This is a genomic window from Micromonospora arborensis, from assembly GCF_003205615.1.
Taxonomy (GTDB): domain Bacteria; phylum Actinomycetota; class Actinomycetes; order Mycobacteriales; family Micromonosporaceae; genus Micromonospora; species Micromonospora arborensis.
In genome coordinates this window covers 82,694-97,223 of sequence record NZ_PYBV01000003.1, presented here as the reverse complement: position 1 = coordinate 97,223, position 14,530 = coordinate 82,694, and the positions used below count along the sequence as shown (strand labels likewise).

16 protein-coding genes and 1 riboswitch are annotated in these 14,530 nt (G+C 71.3%); of the genes, 10 read left to right on the top strand and 6 right to left on the bottom strand.

What is annotated here, in order from left to right; all coding sequences use genetic code 11:
* Positions 1-184: 184 nt before the first annotated feature.
* Positions 185-925: a hypothetical protein gene (locus tag C7C45_RS02185; protein WP_110561930.1), complete on the top strand. Its 741-nt coding sequence runs from the start codon at positions 185-187 to the stop codon at positions 923-925.
* Between the two features lie 127 nt (positions 926-1,052).
* Positions 1,053-2,309: an SGNH/GDSL hydrolase family protein gene (locus tag C7C45_RS02180; protein ID WP_110561929.1), complete on the top strand. Its 1,257-nt coding sequence runs from the start codon at positions 1,053-1,055 to the stop codon at positions 2,307-2,309.
* A gap of 132 nt (positions 2,310-2,441) precedes the next feature.
* On the opposite strand, the gene C7C45_RS33860 is transcribed toward C7C45_RS02180, so the two are convergent.
* On the bottom strand, positions 2,442-2,612 hold the full coding sequence (locus C7C45_RS33860; protein ID WP_167454610.1) for a hypothetical protein: 171 nt from the start codon (positions 2,610-2,612) through the stop codon (positions 2,442-2,444).
* A 196-nt stretch (positions 2,613-2,808) separates the two neighbouring features.
* Here C7C45_RS33860 and C7C45_RS02175 point away from each other — a divergent pair, with 196 nt between their 5' ends.
* Entirely contained in the window at positions 2,809-3,438 is a 630-nt protein-coding gene (locus C7C45_RS02175) for a hypothetical protein (RefSeq protein WP_110561928.1), read from the top strand.
* Positions 3,439-3,615: 177 nt separating this feature from the next.
* Positions 3,616-3,987, top strand: coding sequence for a hypothetical protein (locus tag C7C45_RS02170; protein WP_110561927.1), 372 nt, complete (start codon positions 3,616-3,618; stop codon positions 3,985-3,987).
* A gap of 35 nt (positions 3,988-4,022) precedes the next feature.
* Here the strand turns inward: C7C45_RS02170 and C7C45_RS02165 are convergent, their stop codons facing one another.
* Positions 4,023-4,940, bottom strand: a complete 918-nt coding sequence (locus tag C7C45_RS02165) for a DUF72 domain-containing protein (RefSeq protein ID WP_110561926.1) — start codon at positions 4,938-4,940, stop codon at positions 4,023-4,025.
* A gap of 106 nt (positions 4,941-5,046) precedes the next feature.
* Here C7C45_RS02165 and C7C45_RS02160 point away from each other — a divergent pair, with 106 nt between their 5' ends.
* The gene (locus tag C7C45_RS02160) at positions 5,047-5,592 is read left to right on the top strand and encodes a DinB family protein (RefSeq protein WP_244200195.1); all 546 of its coding nucleotides are present in this window, start codon (positions 5,047-5,049) and stop codon (positions 5,590-5,592) included.
* 82 nt (positions 5,593-5,674) lie between these two features.
* Here C7C45_RS02160 and C7C45_RS02155 read toward each other — a convergent pair whose 3' ends face one another.
* The 3 genes from C7C45_RS02155 to C7C45_RS02145 all read right to left on the bottom strand — a co-directional run bounded on the left by C7C45_RS02155 (position 5,675) and on the right by C7C45_RS02145 (position 8,796).
* Positions 5,675-7,735 carry an amylo-alpha-1,6-glucosidase gene (locus C7C45_RS02155; protein WP_110561925.1) on the bottom strand — a complete coding sequence of 687 codons (2,061 nt, stop codon included), beginning with the start codon at positions 7,733-7,735 and terminating at the stop codon, positions 5,675-5,677.
* Complete coding sequence (locus tag C7C45_RS02150; protein ID WP_110561924.1) at positions 7,732-8,157, bottom strand: SCP2 sterol-binding domain-containing protein; 426 nt, start codon at positions 8,155-8,157, stop codon at positions 7,732-7,734. Before C7C45_RS02150 ends, C7C45_RS02155 begins: the two co-directional genes overlap by 4 nt.
* Before the next feature lie 129 nt (positions 8,158-8,286).
* Complete coding sequence (locus C7C45_RS02145; RefSeq protein WP_110562055.1) at positions 8,287-8,796, bottom strand: mycothiol transferase; 510 nt, start codon at positions 8,794-8,796, stop codon at positions 8,287-8,289.
* 79 nt (positions 8,797-8,875) lie between these two features.
* On the opposite strand from C7C45_RS02145, the gene C7C45_RS02140 reads away from it, so the two are divergent.
* Together C7C45_RS02140 and C7C45_RS33470 are read left to right on the top strand one after the other, a co-directional pair.
* Positions 8,876-9,391, top strand: coding sequence for a 2'-5' RNA ligase family protein (locus tag C7C45_RS02140; protein WP_110561923.1), 516 nt, complete (start codon positions 8,876-8,878; stop codon positions 9,389-9,391).
* A 243-nt stretch (positions 9,392-9,634) separates the two neighbouring features.
* A complete protein-coding gene (locus C7C45_RS33470) occupies positions 9,635-9,826 on the top strand; it encodes a hypothetical protein (protein WP_141908638.1) in 192 nt (63 codons plus the stop codon).
* Positions 9,827-9,842: 16 nt separating this feature from the next.
* On the opposite strand, the gene corA is transcribed toward C7C45_RS33470, so the two are convergent.
* Entirely contained in the window at positions 9,843-10,973 is a 1,131-nt protein-coding gene (corA, locus tag C7C45_RS02135; protein WP_110561922.1) for a magnesium/cobalt transporter CorA, read from the bottom strand.
* Positions 10,974-11,159: 186 nt separating this feature from the next.
* Between corA and C7C45_RS02130 the strand changes: the two genes are divergently transcribed.
* The 3 genes from C7C45_RS02130 (at position 11,160) to C7C45_RS34390 (ending at position 14,502) form a co-directional block, all read left to right on the top strand.
* The gene (locus C7C45_RS02130) at positions 11,160-13,100 is read left to right on the top strand and encodes an amino acid transporter (RefSeq protein ID WP_110561921.1); all 1,941 of its coding nucleotides are present in this window, start codon (positions 11,160-11,162) and stop codon (positions 13,098-13,100) included.
* A gap of 87 nt (positions 13,101-13,187) precedes the next feature.
* A riboswitch (SAM riboswitch) is annotated at positions 13,188-13,299 on the top strand.
* A 32-nt stretch (positions 13,300-13,331) separates the two neighbouring features.
* Entirely contained in the window at positions 13,332-13,472 is a 141-nt protein-coding gene (locus tag C7C45_RS33855) for a hypothetical protein (RefSeq protein WP_167454609.1), read from the top strand.
* 100 nt (positions 13,473-13,572) lie between these two features.
* Entirely contained in the window at positions 13,573-14,502 is a 930-nt protein-coding gene (locus C7C45_RS34390) for an ABC transporter substrate-binding protein (protein WP_208641040.1), read from the top strand.
* The last annotated feature ends 28 nt before the right edge of the window (positions 14,503-14,530 follow it).

Here is a 14,530-nt window from a genome sequence, read left to right as displayed (position 1 = left end):
CGTGGCGCGCCGGAGCGAGCCTAGCCCGAGGCTAGGACAACTCCCGTGGCCCCCGCTCCGACCCGCCGCGCGTGAGCCTGCGGACGTGAGCCAACCAACAGCCCAACCGGTGATCACGGGACCACGCAGAGAAACCTCCGCCGCTACGCTGGCCCATGATCGCGGCAGGGTTGGGACCGGCCGGATGCCGCTGGCGCATCGACTGGAGGCGATTGTGGTGGACGTGACGACGAGAAGCCCTCTCCAGCGTGCCATCGGCACGCGCGCCCGGCGGTGGCTGCTGGTGGGCACCCTGCTGGCCGGGCTGCTCGCCGCGGTGGTGCTGGTCGCGGCGGCGGCTCCCGCCGACCGGACGTTCGCCGCGCTGTCGGACACCGCCCAGAGCCTGATGTCGGTCGTGACGCCGCTCTTCGGCATCCTGCTGGTGCACGACCTGCGGCGGGCGGGCGGCGCCGCCCGGGTCGCGCCGACGGTGCTGGCGGTGTGCCTGCCGGCCGTCGTCATCGGCGTTGTCGGGGTGCTGATCTGCGCCGCGACGCTCGCCTTCACCCCCGCTGACATCGCCGATGACGCATGGCGGCACGCCGGGACGATCGCGGTGGGCAGTGTGCTGACGCAGATCGGCGCCGGCCTGGTGGGCACCGGGCTCGGGCTGCTGCTGCGCTCGACAGTGATCGCGTTCGTCGCCACGATCGTGCTGCCGCTGGGCCTGTTCGCGGCGCTGAGCGTGGACGCCCTCCGTCCCGCCCAGGCGTGGCTCACTCCGTTGGGCAGCGTGCGCAACCTGCTCTCGGGGGACATGAGCCTGCTGCGTTGGGTGCAGTGGCTGTGCGTCCTGCTGATCTGGGGTGTCGGTCTGAACGCCGTCGGCGCGGCCGTGCTGCGGCGCCACGACCGGGCGAGCGAGCCCACTTCGGCGAGGTGAACCGCACGTCGAGGCGTGCATGTCTTTCATCGAACGAATCCGTTACGGGCCATTGACGCCCGTCGCACGAGGGTGATCTGATCGCGCTCTCAGAGAGTCTTTCATCTTTCGATGAATGGGAGCCCCCATGCCCAGGTTCCGACGTACCGCGCTCGCCGCGGGGCTAACGATCGCCCTGGCCGCGCTGTCGACCGCCGTCGCGTTGCCCGCACCCGCGTCCGCCGCGCCTCCCACCGCCGCGGTGGCACTCGGGGACAGCTTCATCAGTGGCGAGGGTGCCGGGGCGTACACCCCGGTCGTCGACATCAACGGAGTCGCCCAGGGCTTCCCCGGCTGGACCGCGCCGAACGACAACGCGTTCTTCTGCCACCGATCGGCGAACGCCTCGCTCCACCAGGCCAACCTGCCGGGCATCCAGAACCGGTTCAACCTGGCCTGCTCCGGCGGCCAACCACACGACATCGCCAACGCCTCGCAGGCGCGTACCAACGGCCGCACCGTGGCCGCGCAGTTGGACCAGCTCCGCGCCGTCGCGCAGACCCAGGACATCGACCTGGTGCTGATCGGCCTGGGTTCCAACAACAGCTCGTTCACCTTCGGCAGCGTCGCGGAGAAGTGCGCCAACCGGTTCATCGCCGACGCCTGGACCGGCTGGTGGGAGTTCTGGGCGTACCTGAACGGCCCGGTCGAGCAGAAGCCGTGCACGGACGCCGACCTGGCCACCGCAGCACAGCTCAGCGCCGCGACCGCGGAGACCACCGCCGCCGTACGCCAGATCCTGACCACCCTCGACCAGGTGGACGCGGACGGTCAGCACCGAGTGGTGTTCCAGGACTACACGAACCCGCTGCCGCTGGACCTGAACCCGCAGTTCCACGAGGAGGACAGCCGGGACGACACCCGGGACAAGTTCCGCGACCTGGGTGCCGAGCGGTACGCGGCCGGATGCCCGATCCACCGGGCCAGCCTGGCGCCCGGGCACCGCTTCTCGCAGGGTCTCGGCGGCATCGTGAAGTCCACCCGGGACACCCTGGCGGCCGAGTTCCCGGCCGACGACCTGGTGTACCTGAACGTGCAGCAGGCCTTCAACGGCGCCCGTCTCTGTGAGCAGACGAGCAGCCCGACGGGCGCGCTGGCCACACCGATCCGGCTCCAGGACGGCGCGACCGGCACCTTCGTCACCAGCCTCGCCGGCAAGGACAAGATCGCGATCCAGCGGATCGCCAACACCTGCGTCAGCTACTTCCAGACCTGCCAGGAGTCGTGGCACCCGAACGCCACCGGGCACCAGGTGCTCGGCCAGTGCCTCGCCGGCGCCGCCGTCACCGCCGCCCGCGCGGTGTCCTGCGTCCGTGCCGGCAACGGGACGATCTCCGTCTCCTGACCGCGTCACCATGTGGAGGCCCCGCCGACCGGCGGGGCCTCCGTCACGTGGGTCCGCGCGAGCACCCCGCTGGCGCGGCGGATCGCCCGTTTCGCCGACGACCTGCCGCGCCGCTGAGCCGTACCGGTCGGCTCACTCGTCCTGGTCCAGCGGCACCAGTTCGCCGTCGCGCTCCACCTGGATCTTCGCGTGATCCTTGCGCGGCGCGGCCCCCTTGGTGCTCTTGTGTGGGTCGTTGTCCGGGTGCATGAGCACCGCGTCGGTCTTGGGGGTCTTCTCCCGACTCTCGTCCGGCTGCGACATCCCGTTCCCCTCTCCGTCAGCGTCGCTCGGGATCTACCCGCCACCACGCGGACGACTCCTGTCGGCGGTGCTGCGGCACCGCGACAACCGAATGTCCCCCTCGTGCCGGCGCGGGGCGGATCGGCTGGTGGGCGACGGGGTTAGCCGCCCGGGCGGCGGGTAAGCCGCAGCGCCCAACACGGCGGAAGGGGATCACATGTCCGAACGGCATACCGCACTGCGCTCGATGCACGACCTGGGCCTCGCGGCCTGGTTCGGCGGCTCCCTCATGGGTGCTTTCGGCGTCAACGGCGCGGCGGGGAAAATCAGCGACTCGACCCAGCGGCTCTCGGTCGCGTCGGCCGGGTGGTCCAGATGGACCCCGGTCAACGCCGCCGCCATCGGCGCGCACCTGGCCGGGGCGGTCGGCGAACTGGTGACGGAGAGCCCACGTGTGGCCGCTCAGTCCGGGGTCGGCCGTACCAGCGCCATCAAGACGGCGTTGACGATTGGCGCGCTCGCCGTGACCGGCTACAGCCGGTTGATCGGCATGCGCCTGGAGAAGGCTGGCGCCTCACCGGTCAGCGGCACCACCGAGCCGAACCACCAGACCCCGGCCAGCGTGGCCTCCTCGCAGCGGCAGATGAAGCTGCTCCAGTGGGCCATCCCTGCGCTGACCGGGACCCTGGTCGTGGTCACCGCGTACATGGGTGAGCAGCAGAAGCCCGGCCAGGTGTTCAAGGGCATCCTCGGTCGAGGCGGCGCGATGAAGGGCGCCTCGAAGAGCATGATCAAGATGGCCGGTATGAGCAATGGCAAGCGGCCGATGGCGATGGCCGGGCGTTGAGGCGTCGGGCCGGCCGGCGTCCCGCCGCCACCTCGACGGCGGGGCGCTGGCCGGCCCTACGCGCGCTCACCGGAATGACGGACAACGCAGGTCGTGCGTTGAGATCCGGGTGGGCAGGCACGGCCCGAGGACGGCACGGCGTCCGCCGGTAGCGGCGGACCGACGAGCGGGGTGGCCATGACGGCGCACAAGGGACGCGGCGGGGACAACGACCCGCTGGAGCCGGAAGCAACCAAACCGTGGGGCACCAGCGACGGCGTCGACGCCGACGCCCCCTGGGGCACCGACGAGGACTCGCCGATGGACGAGGGCAGCGAGCCGACCGCGGTATCCGAGGGACGCCGCGGGGAGCGACGCGCGGGCGCCCCGGCCGGCCGGTCAGACCCGGCCGGACGGCATGGCTTCGGCTCGGTGGAGCCGACCCGTACGACGATGGCCGGACCGGGCGCCCCACCGAATCCGGCGCCCAGCGGCCGGACCTTCCCCGACGACGCGGACATCGGCGATTCGACGCAGGACGCCCTGCGTAGCCGGGGCCGACGCTCCTGACGCCACCCCCGTGCCCGGACCCGTGGGCGCGTCCGTCAGCCAGTCGACGTGGCCTGGGCCGGAACGGCCCGGTCGGCGAGCATCGTCTCGCTGAGCAGCTGCGCCAGACGGGTGGCGTCGTGCTGGGCCTGACCGGCACAGCAGTTGTTGAACAGCACGTGCAGGTCGTCGGCCGGACCGGCGAGCTCAGCCAGCAGCCCGGCCCAGTGCCGAAGCTCGTCATCGGCGTACGCGTACCGGAACTTCTCCTGCTTGTCACCGTCGCCCCAGGCGTCGCTGTGGCCGTGGAACCGGACGATCGCCGGCTCCGCCGTCCTGGTCAGGATCGGTGGCACCGACGACGGGTGCCCCTGGGGCATGTCGACGCACACCAGTGACAGGTCGTGCGCGCGCAGCAGATCCAGAGTGTCCGTCGCGGCCGTGCCGTCGAACCACGAGCCGTGCCGCAGCTCCACGCCGACCCGCCACGGTCGGCACCGTTGCGCCAGTTCGACGATCCGGCGTTCGGCGGCCGCGCCGCGTGCCAGCCACGGTGGGAACTGCAGCAGCACCGCGCCCAGCTTGCCGGCCGCCGCGATCGGGTCGAGGGCCGCGCGGAACCGGTCCCACAGCTCGTCGTACGCCCGCTCGGGCAGGTCACGGCGGCGGATCCGGCTCGGGCCGTCGGCCGGCCGCAGGTCCCGGGGTAGCGCGGCGACCGGCGTCGGATGGCCGGTGAAGAGGCTGAACGCCTTGACGTCGAAGGTGAAGTCGTCCGGGGTGGCGTCGACCCAGCCCTGCGTGGTTTCCGGAACGGGGACGGCGTAGTAGGACGTGTCCACCTCGACCAGCGGGAACCGGCAGGCGTAGAAGCCCAGCCGGCGGGCCGGCGTGTTGGCCGAGCGCGGGTACCACCCGGAGCGCAGCAGTGACTGGTCCGCCCAGGACGACGTGCCCACCTTGATCACACCCATGTCGTCCAGTGGACCGCTACGGGCGTGGATCGGCAACCGCTGGGGCCCATGCCGCCCTCGTGTCGCGCCCCGGAATTGTCGGTGCCTCGTCCTACGGTGGCGCGCAGTGGACATCGAGGGTTCGCTCGACAACGAGAAGGGTGGCACCATGCCCAGCACTGAGCAGCTCACCGGGGAGCGGGCTGACCTGCTGCAGACGCTCCGCCGGCACCGGGGTTTCCTCCTGCAGACAGTGGACGGTCTCACCGACGAGCAGGCGGCCACCCGCAGCACCGTCAGCGAGCTCTGCCTCGGCGGTCTCGTCAAGCACGTGGCCGACTGCGAGCACCGGTGGATGCTCTTCGCCCAGGGCGGCGCGGAGGCGATGCAGCGCGAGCCCATCGACTGGGTCGATCAGTTCCGGATGGCGCCGGGTGCGACCCTCGCCGGTCTGGTCGAGCGGTTCCGGGAGGTGGCCGACCAGACCGACGAGCTGATCGGCACCCTCGACCTGGATGCGGCGCACCCGCTGCCGCAGGCACCCTGGTTCGAGCCGGGTGCGAGTTGGACGGTCCGCCGGGTGCTGCTGCACCTGATCGCCGAGACGTCCCAGCACGCCGGGCACGCCGACATCCTGCGGGAGTCGATCGACGGCGCGAAGACCATGGGCTGACCCTGTCCGGCCCTGCCCCCGCCGGCCATCGCACGTCCCGACGCCGGCCGGTGGGGCGCGGGTGATCGACCGGCGGCAGGGCTCACTTGGCCCTGGGCCGGTGCGGGCTGGCGGTTCGGTCCCTCGCATAGGCGTCGGAGTGACCCCAGCGGCCAGGGATGTCCAGCAGTTCCAGCCGGCCGAAGCCCCCGGGCACGGCCGGGTTCACCAACAGATCGTCGCCGGTGGGCCGCAGCCCCAGCGTGGTGCCCAGCAGCATCAGCAGCGCCCCCGACGACCACGACTGCGGGCGACCCGCCGACGGCAACTGGACGGGATACTTCGTCACGCTGCGGTCGTAGCCGGCGATCACCTCCGGCACTGCCCCGCCGAGCGTCTGCGCCAGGTCGAAGATGCCGGCCGCGATCCGTGCCGCCTGCACGTCGAAACGGTAGTGGCGCAACCCGGCGGCGATCAGAGCGTTGTCCGACGGCCACACCCCGCCCAGATGTGCGCCCACCGGGTCGTACCCGCGTTGCCCGGTGGCGAAGGTACGCACCCCCCAGCCACTGAACAACCGCGACCCGACCAGGTGCTCGGCGACCGCCTCCGCACGGTCGTCCGCGACGATCCCACTCCACAGCAGATGCCCGATGTTCGACGACAGGGCGTCGACCGGCTCGCCGTACGGGTCGAGCGCCAGCGCGTAGTGCTCCTGCTGGGGCAGCCAGAAGTCCCGGTTGAAGCGGTCCTTCAGCGCTGCCGCTTCCCGCTCCAACCGGTCGGCGTACGCGGGGTCGCCCCAGAACTCCCGGGCCAGCCGAGCGCCACGCCGTTTCGCGTCGTACGCGTAGCCCTGCAACTCGCAGGTGGCGCGGGGAAAGGCGGGCTGCCGGCCGCGTGCGTCGACGATCGCGTCCGCGGAGTCCTTCCAGCACTGGTTGATCGCGCCGCCGCGCTCGTTCCGGCGCTGGTAGCGCACGTAGCCGTCACCGGTCAGGTCGCCGTACTCGTCGATCCAGTCCAGGGCCATCCGAGCCGGGTGGCGCAGTTCGCGCACCAGGTCGGCGTCACCGGACCAGCGCTCGTACTCGTCGAGCAGGACGACGAAGAGGGGGGTGGTGTCGGCCGCGCCGTAGTACAACGCGGTCGGCCGCTCGCCGAACGCGGCCGACTCGCCGTAGCGAAGTTGGGCCAGAATCTTGCCCGGCTCCTCGTCGTGCTCGTCGTCGAGCTGACCGCCCTGCAACAGCGCCAGCGTCCGCAGCGTCGCGGGGGCCAACTCGGGAGTGAAGGCCATCGTCTGCAGGCAGGTGATGATGCTGTCCCGTCCGCACAACGCCATCGCCCACGGCAGGCCACCGATCGGCACCCGCTCGCTGGACGCCAGCGGCTGGTACCGCAGTGCCGCCAGGTCGGCCAGGCTGCCCCGGTACGTCTCCTCCAGCCCGCCCCGCTCGGCCACCAGGTGCGGCGCCCGGTCCAGCCAGTCCGCGAGGTCCTCCCGCATGGTCCCGCGGACGGCCTGCTGGTGCGACTGCAGGCCGGCGCGCAGGTCCTGGCCGGCCTCACCCTGGATGGTCAGGGAGACGTGCAGGTCGGTCTCCCACGTTCCTCCGGGGGCGAGGTGGATCCGGAACGTCATCCCGCCCTCGTCCACCTCGACCGGAGCGGTGCTCTGCACAGTGGTTTCGCGCGCGAACCGCTCCCGCTCGTAGCGCAGCACGAGGCGGTTGGCCGCGGGGTCGACGGCGATCTGCACGGCTCGCTCTCTGAGCTGCCCGACCTCGACGATGTCGGCGAAGTCGCTCGCCATCTCCATCCGTACGGTGAACTCGGCGGGCTGCGACGCGTGGTTGAGCACGGTGATCTTCTCGTGGAAACAGTCGTGGACCGAGCGGTGCCGGATGATCGACACATCGGCGTCGACGTAGTGACTCGCCGCGCCCGGGACCAGGAAGAAGCGGGTCTCGAAGTACGTCATGTCGTCGCGGGAGAGCGCGTTGATCCGTTCGCCGTCGATCGTGAGAACCCAGTGGGACAGGAAGCGGGTGTCGAACGCGAAGAGACCGACCGGCGCATGCGGATCGAGCTCGATGTCACCCTGGGCGTCGCTGATCGCGAACACGTTGCCGGCGATGACGTGCACCAGTTCCTGCCTCATGGCCGCTCACCCCGACCGGTCGACCCGGCCCGACCGGACGACCCGGCCCGACCGGCCACCGCGGCCCGCCCCAGCTCGCGCGGATGACGGGCACCGCTCGGCCCGGGAAAGATCCGCCGCAGCAGCGTCAACAGACGCAGGTCGCCCCGGACGGCCAGCTCGTTGCTGAGCAGAGCCTGAGCCAGGTGCAGCTCGCCGTTGGCCATCCGGTCGAAGGTCGTCCGCTCCGCGCTGACCACCAGGTCGGCGTCGTCCGCGCTACGGGTGGCCCGGACGTGCTGGTCGCCGATGGTCAGGTACCAGTGATCGGTGCAGCCGTCGCCGCGGAAGTCCAGCCGTAGCGTCCCGGCGGTGGTTTCCGGCAGATCGGGTCGCCGGCCGGCGTCCAACTGTTGCAGGTACTGCGCCGCCGTCACGCCCATCAGGTGTCCCCTCCCCCACGGTTCTTCGGAAGGATCACCCATGGCGGGGTGAGTTCGGTTCACCCGAATCGGGTGAGGGCCGACCTCAGCACGGCGGGTCGACGTGGGGCCGCCTGCTCGGCGGGCAGGTCAGTCGGCCTCGATCAGGCCGCGCACGTAGGCGGCCTGGCCGACGTGTTGCAGGTCGTCCTCGGCGATGCTGACCAGCCGGACGCCAAGGGTGACCGGCGGATCCCACGCCTCATCGACCACGCGGTCCAGGTCCGCCGGACGCAGGCCGGCCAGGAACGATCCGGTACGCGACGAGACCGCCTCGTAGTAGTCGATCAGCGCCTGCGCGCTCTCCGGCCGCACCGCCGCGACCTGGGCAGCCGAGTGACCGTAGCCGGTGTCGTCCGGGTCGGCGGCGAGCCCGAACCGGCCCGCCCAGTCGCCGCTCACCCAGACCTGCTCGACGTCGAGCAGGTCGGCCACGTGGTGGTCCTGCACCCGGGTCAGGTGCCAGACCAGCCACCCGGTCGAGTTGGCGCCGGGGCCGGGGGCCCAGCGCAACTGCTCGGGACTCAGCCCGTCCACCGCCGCGCGAACGAGGTCGGGCAGCCGGTCGTACGTCTCGGTCAGCAGGTCACTCACGTCCACGGACACGCCTTCCTGGTCAGCCTTCCGATCCAGTACCGCCGGCAGGGACCGATCAAACCTCGACCGCTACGGTGATCGCGTGGTCGCGGCGTTGGAGCTGTATCTGGACCCGGACGCCACCCGGCGGATCCGGGTGCTCTGGGAAGCGCTGGAGGCCGAGGGTGTGCAGAGCATGCGGTCGCTGTGGGAGCAGCGCCACCGGCCGCACATCTCGCTCGCGGTGGCGCCCCGGTTCGACCCCGAGCAGGTCGCCGAGGCGCTGCGCGCAACGGTGGTGGCCGCCCCGCTGCGACTCGACTTCCAGCACGCCGGGCAGTTCGTCGGTCGGGTGCTCTGGCTCGGCCCGGCGCCCACACCGGAGCTGCTGACCCACCAACGCATGGTGTACGACCGGCTCACCGCCGCCGGCATCGGACTGGCCGAGCACTACCAGCCGGGTCGCTGGGTGCCGCACTGCACGCTCTCCATGCGGGTGCCGAACGCGCTGATGGCCGCCGCGGTGCGGCGTTGCCTTGAGGTGTTGCCGCTGGCCGCGACCGTGGTCGGCGCGGCACTCACCGACCACGCCCGCGACATCGCCCACCCGCTGCCCTGAGCAGGAGCGCCCACCTGTTGCGCTCCCCAACCGCAGCACCCGGTCCAGCTCACCGACTTGGCGAAATGTCCGGTTTGGCGGGCGACAGTCGGGAAACCGAAAAGAAGCGGTGCTGATGCGGCTCGGCATGGGATGGTTCGACATGGATGCCGCACCGGTGGTGACCTGCCCGAGCGCGGGTGCTCCCACGCCGGTGGCGCGGGCACACCCCGCGCCGCTGAGGCGGCTTCGACGAGAGGGGCAGTGCCTATGCAGGCTCAGCGCAGGCCACCGCGCGCGGAGCGGAGCCAGACCCGGGACGACCGGACCGGCGGAGGCATGACCGGGGCGGCCACGCCGCTGACGATCTGGGCCGCCGCCGTACTACTCGGTCGGATCAGTGCCGGCGACGACGACGTCGAGGACGAACGCCACATCCTGCGCGGCATCGAGTGATCCCCCGCGGCGCGGTTCACAGCCAGCCGCGCCGCTTGAAGATCACGTAGAGGGTGCCGCAGACCAGCAGCATCAGCAGCAGCGCGAACAGGTAGCCGAAGCGCCAGTTCAACTCCGGCATGTGGACGAAGTTCATCCCGTACACGGTGCCGATGAGCGTGGGAGCGAACAGGATCGCCGCCCAGGACGAGACCTTCTTCAGCTCCTCGTTCTGCGCGTAGCTTGCCGCGGTGAGGCTGCGCATCTCCTCGTTCTGCTGCTGCGAGACGAGGGTGGCGTTGACGGTGAGGATGTTCTGCAGCAGGTGCCGGAAACCGTCCACCCGCTCCACCACCTGCGTCAGGTGGTCGGTCACGTCGCGCAGGTAGCGGCGCAGTTCCTCGTCCGTGCTGGCGCTGCCGGCGCCGTCGGCCAGCGCGTCGAGCACGCTCAGCAGTGGGCGGGCAGCCCGTTGGAACTGGATGACCTCCCGGCTGAGGCCGTAGATGCGCCGACTGGCGTTCGGGTCGCCGCCGAACACCTGCGTCTCGATCTCGTCGATGTCGTTCTCCAGCCCGGCCACCACCGGCGCGTACCCGTCGACGACCTGGTCGAGGATCGCGTACAGGACCGCCTGCGGCCCCCGGGCGAGCATCGCCGCCTCGGTCTCCATCCGCCGCCGCACCGAGGCCAGATCCGGTGCCTCACCGTGTCGGACGGTGACCACGAACCCCGGGCCGATGAACAGGTGCAGTTCGGAGAACTCGACCTCCTCCCGCAGGTCGTCGTAACTGGCGGCACGCAACACCACGAACAGGGTGTGCCCGTACCGTTCCAGCTTGGGTCGCTGGTGGGCGTTGATCGCGTCCTCGACCGCCAGGTCGTGGAGCCGGAACTCCCGGGCCAGCGAGGTGATCTGGCCGATGTCGGGCCGGTACAACCCGATCCAGGCCATCGCGGAGTCCTGCTCCTGCAGGCAGCGGTACGTCTCGGCGAGGCCGGACGGCGAGGCGAACCGGTGCCCGCGGACGTAGACGGCGCTGTCCACCAGGCCACCGGCGGGTGGATCGGGCGACTCCGCGGGGGGCGGGCTGCCATCCCTCGTCTCGTACTCGTCGAGTTGGCGACCGAAACCACCACCCGGGCGGGAGCGACGGCCACCGACCATGCTCTGCCCCCTCCCCGGTGACGTCCGGTCCGGCGTGATCCCGCCAGGCCGGGGGCGCTGTTTCCCCCCTGTCTCTGGCCCGAAACCCGAGCGGGCGGCGGGCGAGTTCCGCGCACCGGCGGACGGGCGCGGCTGGACGGGCGGATACTCACGGTGACCGCGGGCGGGATGACGGGGGACGCGCCGATGAAGGTCGACAGGCGCGGCGGCCGGCTGCGGGGGTGGTTGCTCGACGCCGGCTCGGAGCAGGTCGTGCAGCACCCGGGGCCGCACGGGCGTCCGCCGGAGCACCGGCACCACCCGTGGTGGAAGGTGATGTGCCTGACCGGCGTCGACTACTTCTCCACACTGGGCTACCAGCCGGGCATCGCGGCGCTGGCCGCCGGGGCGCTGTCGCCGGTGGCGACCCTGGTGCTGGTGCTGGTGACCCTGCTGGGTGCGCTGCCGGTCTATCGACGGGTGGCGGTAGAGAGCCCGCACGGTGAGGGCTCGATCGCGATGTTGGTACGCCTGCTGAGCTACTGGCCGGGCAAGTTGCTGGTGCTGGTGCTGCTCGGTTTCGCGGCCACCGACTTCATCATCACCATCACCCTGTCGGCCGCCGACGCGACCGCGCACATCGATGAGAACCCCTTTTTGCCGAGCGGGCTCAAGGGGCACGAGGTGCTGCTCACCCTGCTGCTGCTGACGCTGCTGGGCGCGGTGTTCCTCAAGGGATTCGGCGAGGCCATCGGAATCGCGGTCGTCCTGGTCGCGGTCTACCTGGCGCTGAACGCGGTGGTGATGGCCGACTCGCTGTGGCGGGTCGTGACGCACCCGAGCGCGGTCGGGGACTGGACCACCACGCTGACCACCGGCCACGGCGATCCCTGGCTGGTGGTCGGGCTGTCGCTGCTGGTCTTTCCGAAACTGGCATTGGGCCTGTCCGGCTTCGAGACCGGGGTGGCGGTCATGCCGAGCGTCCGAGGAGACCCGCAGGACTCCGAGGCTCGACCGCTGGGCCGGATCCGCGGCGCGCACCGACTGCTCACCACCGCCGCGTTGATCATGAGCGCCTTCCTGATCGCCAGCAGCGTGACGACCACCGTGCTGATCCCGGCGGAGGATTTCCGGCCGGGCGGACCGGCGAACGGCCGGGCGCTGGCCTACCTGGCGCACGAGCACCTCGGGGAGGTGTTCGGCACCATCTACGACCTGTCCACCATCGGGATCCTGTGGTTCGCGGGGGCGTCGGCGATGGCCGGTCTGCTCAACCTCGTACCTCGCTACCTGCCCCGCTACGGCATGGCACCGACCTGGGCGCGGGCCATCCGGCCGCTGGTGCTGGTCTTCATCGCGGTGGCGTTCCTGATCACGGTCGTCTTCGAGGCCAGCGTGGACGCGCAGGGCGGCGCGTACGCCACGGGTGTCCTGGTGCTGATCACGTCGGCGGCGACGGCGGTGACGCTCGCGGCGGTGCGGCGGCGTCAGCGCGGCCGCACCATCGCGTTCGGCGTCATCGCGGTGATCTTCGTCTACACCACCCTGGCGAACGTGGTGGAACGCCCCGACGGTGTCAAGATCGCGGCCTGCTTCATCGGCGGATTCATCGTGGTGTCGGTGCTGTCCCGGCTGATGCGGGCCTATGAGCTGCGCGTGGACCGCGTCGAGCTGGACGCGGTCGCGACCCGGATGATCGACGAACGTGCCGGACGGCGAATCCGGCTCATCGCCCACGATCCCGACCGGCGCGACGAGGCGGAGTACCGCGCCAAGCTGGCACAGACCATGGCGGACAACGACTTCCCCGATGACAGCGACGTCATCTTCGTCGAGGTCCAGGTCACCGACCCGTCCGACTTCGAGACCGGGCTGCTGGTACGCGGCAGCGTGGCCGACGGCCGCTTCCCGGTGCTCAGCCTGGCCAGTTCCTCGGTGCCCACCGCGCTCGCCGCCCTGCTGCTGGAGATCCGCGACCGCAGCCGTCGGCGCCCCCACATCTACTTCGAGTGGTCCGAGGGCGGACCGGCTCGCAACTTCCTGCGCTACCTGGCGTTCGGACAGGGTGCCATCGCCTCGGTGACCCGGGAGATCCTGCGCCGTCAGGAGCCCGACCCGCACCGTCGACCGCACGTGCACGCCGGCTGACCTGCGGGCGGGGCAGCTCGTCGCGCACGGTGAGCGTGGTCATAACGACTGGACGACCCACCCGGGCGTGCTGCTAGCCTCGCCGCAGGTCATGAGTGCCAGCGCGAAGCCCCGGCTCGCTGGCCGGCAACCCTCCTCCGCGGTGGGGTGCCCCGGGTGAAGACCAGGCACCGGCACGACGCCGGTGCAAGCGTGGCCTGGCACCCAGGTCAGCACAGACCCGGGAGACCCATGCGCATCCTCAGCACCGCCCCACCGACCGGCGTCGCGGACGTCTGCTCCGGTTGGCCCTCGCCGGCACTGACCCGGCGACGGCACGTGGACATGATGCGAATGTGCAGCGCCGCCTGTCGTCGCGGCATCGCGCTCTAGCACACCCCTTCCCGAACTCCTTCCCACCGGTACGCCCATCGGGCGTCCCGTCGGTGGCGCACGCCCGTGCCCACCGAGACACCACCCTTCGGAGACACCCGTGCGACTTCTTCCTGCCCTGACCCGCGCCGCCGCCCTGGGCGCGGCCACGATCCTGGCCGCCACCACGCTCAGCGGCTGCGGCAACGACAGCTCGGCCGACGCCACCGCCAACCCGTACGGCCTGGCGCAGCCGGGCGTGCTGCGGGCCGGCACGCTGACCGACGCCCCGCCGAACGTCTACCTCAAGGACGGCCGGTTCACCGGTTTCGACAACGACCTGCTGACCGCCGTGGCCGGCAAGCTCGGCCTCAAGGTCGAGTTCGTCGGCACCGACTTCTCCGCCCTGCTCTCCCAGGTCAACAACCACAAGTTCGACGTCGGCAGCTCCTCGATCACCATCACCGAGGCGCGTAAGAAGACCGTCGACTTCGGCAACGGCTACGACTTCGGCTACTTCGGCCTGGACGTCCCGGCCGGCTCGCCGATCACCGGCTTCGACCAGCTCGCCGGCAAGCGGGTCGTGGTGGTGCAGGGCACCGTCCAGGACGACTACGCCACCGGCGAGAAGCTCGACCCGGTGCGGGTGCCGGACTACAACGGCGCGATCAACCAGCTCAAGGCCGGCACCGCCGACGCGTGGATCGCCCCGGCCGAGATCGGCGAGAAGTCGGCCGCCGACAGCAACGGCAAGATCACCGTTGCGGCCAAGCAGCTCAGCCCGGCACCGACCGCGTACGCCGTCGCCAAGGGCGGCGACAAGCTGCGCGATGCACTGAACAAGGGCCTCGACGAGGTCATCGCGGACGGCACCTGGAGCCGGTTGCAGGCGCAGTACTACCCCGGCCGGCCGATCCCGGCGGACTTCAAGCCGGGCAGCGGCACGGTGTCGGCCCCGTCCGCGGCAGCCACGCCGTCGGCGTCCACGGCAGCCACGCCGTCGGCGTCCACGGCAGCCACGCCGTCGGCGTCCGCGTCGGCTGCTTCCTGATCCGGTGACGAGCGAGCAGGGCGACCGG

Bases quoted from the DNA above. Each gene is read 5' to 3' on its own strand.
- C7C45_RS02185 (WP_110561930.1), top strand. From the start codon at position 185: ATGCCGCTGGCGCATCGACTGGAGGCGATTGTGGTGGACGTGACGACG.
- C7C45_RS02180 (WP_110561929.1), top strand. From the start codon at position 1,053: ATGCCCAGGTTCCGACGTACCGCGCTCGCCGCGGGGCTAACGATCGCC.
- C7C45_RS33860 (WP_167454610.1), bottom strand. From the start codon at position 2,612: ATGTCGCAGCCGGACGAGAGTCGGGAGAAGACCCCCAAGACCGACGCG.
- C7C45_RS02175 (WP_110561928.1), top strand. From the start codon at position 2,809: ATGTCCGAACGGCATACCGCACTGCGCTCGATGCACGACCTGGGCCTC.
- C7C45_RS02170 (WP_110561927.1), top strand. From the start codon at position 3,616: ATGACGGCGCACAAGGGACGCGGCGGGGACAACGACCCGCTGGAGCCG.
- C7C45_RS02165 (WP_110561926.1), bottom strand. From the start codon at position 4,940: ATGGGTGTGATCAAGGTGGGCACGTCGTCCTGGGCGGACCAGTCACTG.
- C7C45_RS02155 (WP_110561925.1), bottom strand. From the start codon at position 7,735: ATGAGGCAGGAACTGGTGCACGTCATCGCCGGCAACGTGTTCGCGATC.
- C7C45_RS02150 (WP_110561924.1), bottom strand. From the start codon at position 8,157: ATGGGCGTGACGGCGGCGCAGTACCTGCAACAGTTGGACGCCGGCCGG.
- corA (WP_110561922.1), bottom strand. From the start codon at position 10,973: ATGGTCGGTGGCCGTCGCTCCCGCCCGGGTGGTGGTTTCGGTCGCCAA.
- C7C45_RS02130 (WP_110561921.1), top strand. From the start codon at position 11,160: ATGAAGGTCGACAGGCGCGGCGGCCGGCTGCGGGGGTGGTTGCTCGAC.
- C7C45_RS33855 (WP_167454609.1), top strand. From the start codon at position 13,332: ATGCGCATCCTCAGCACCGCCCCACCGACCGGCGTCGCGGACGTCTGC.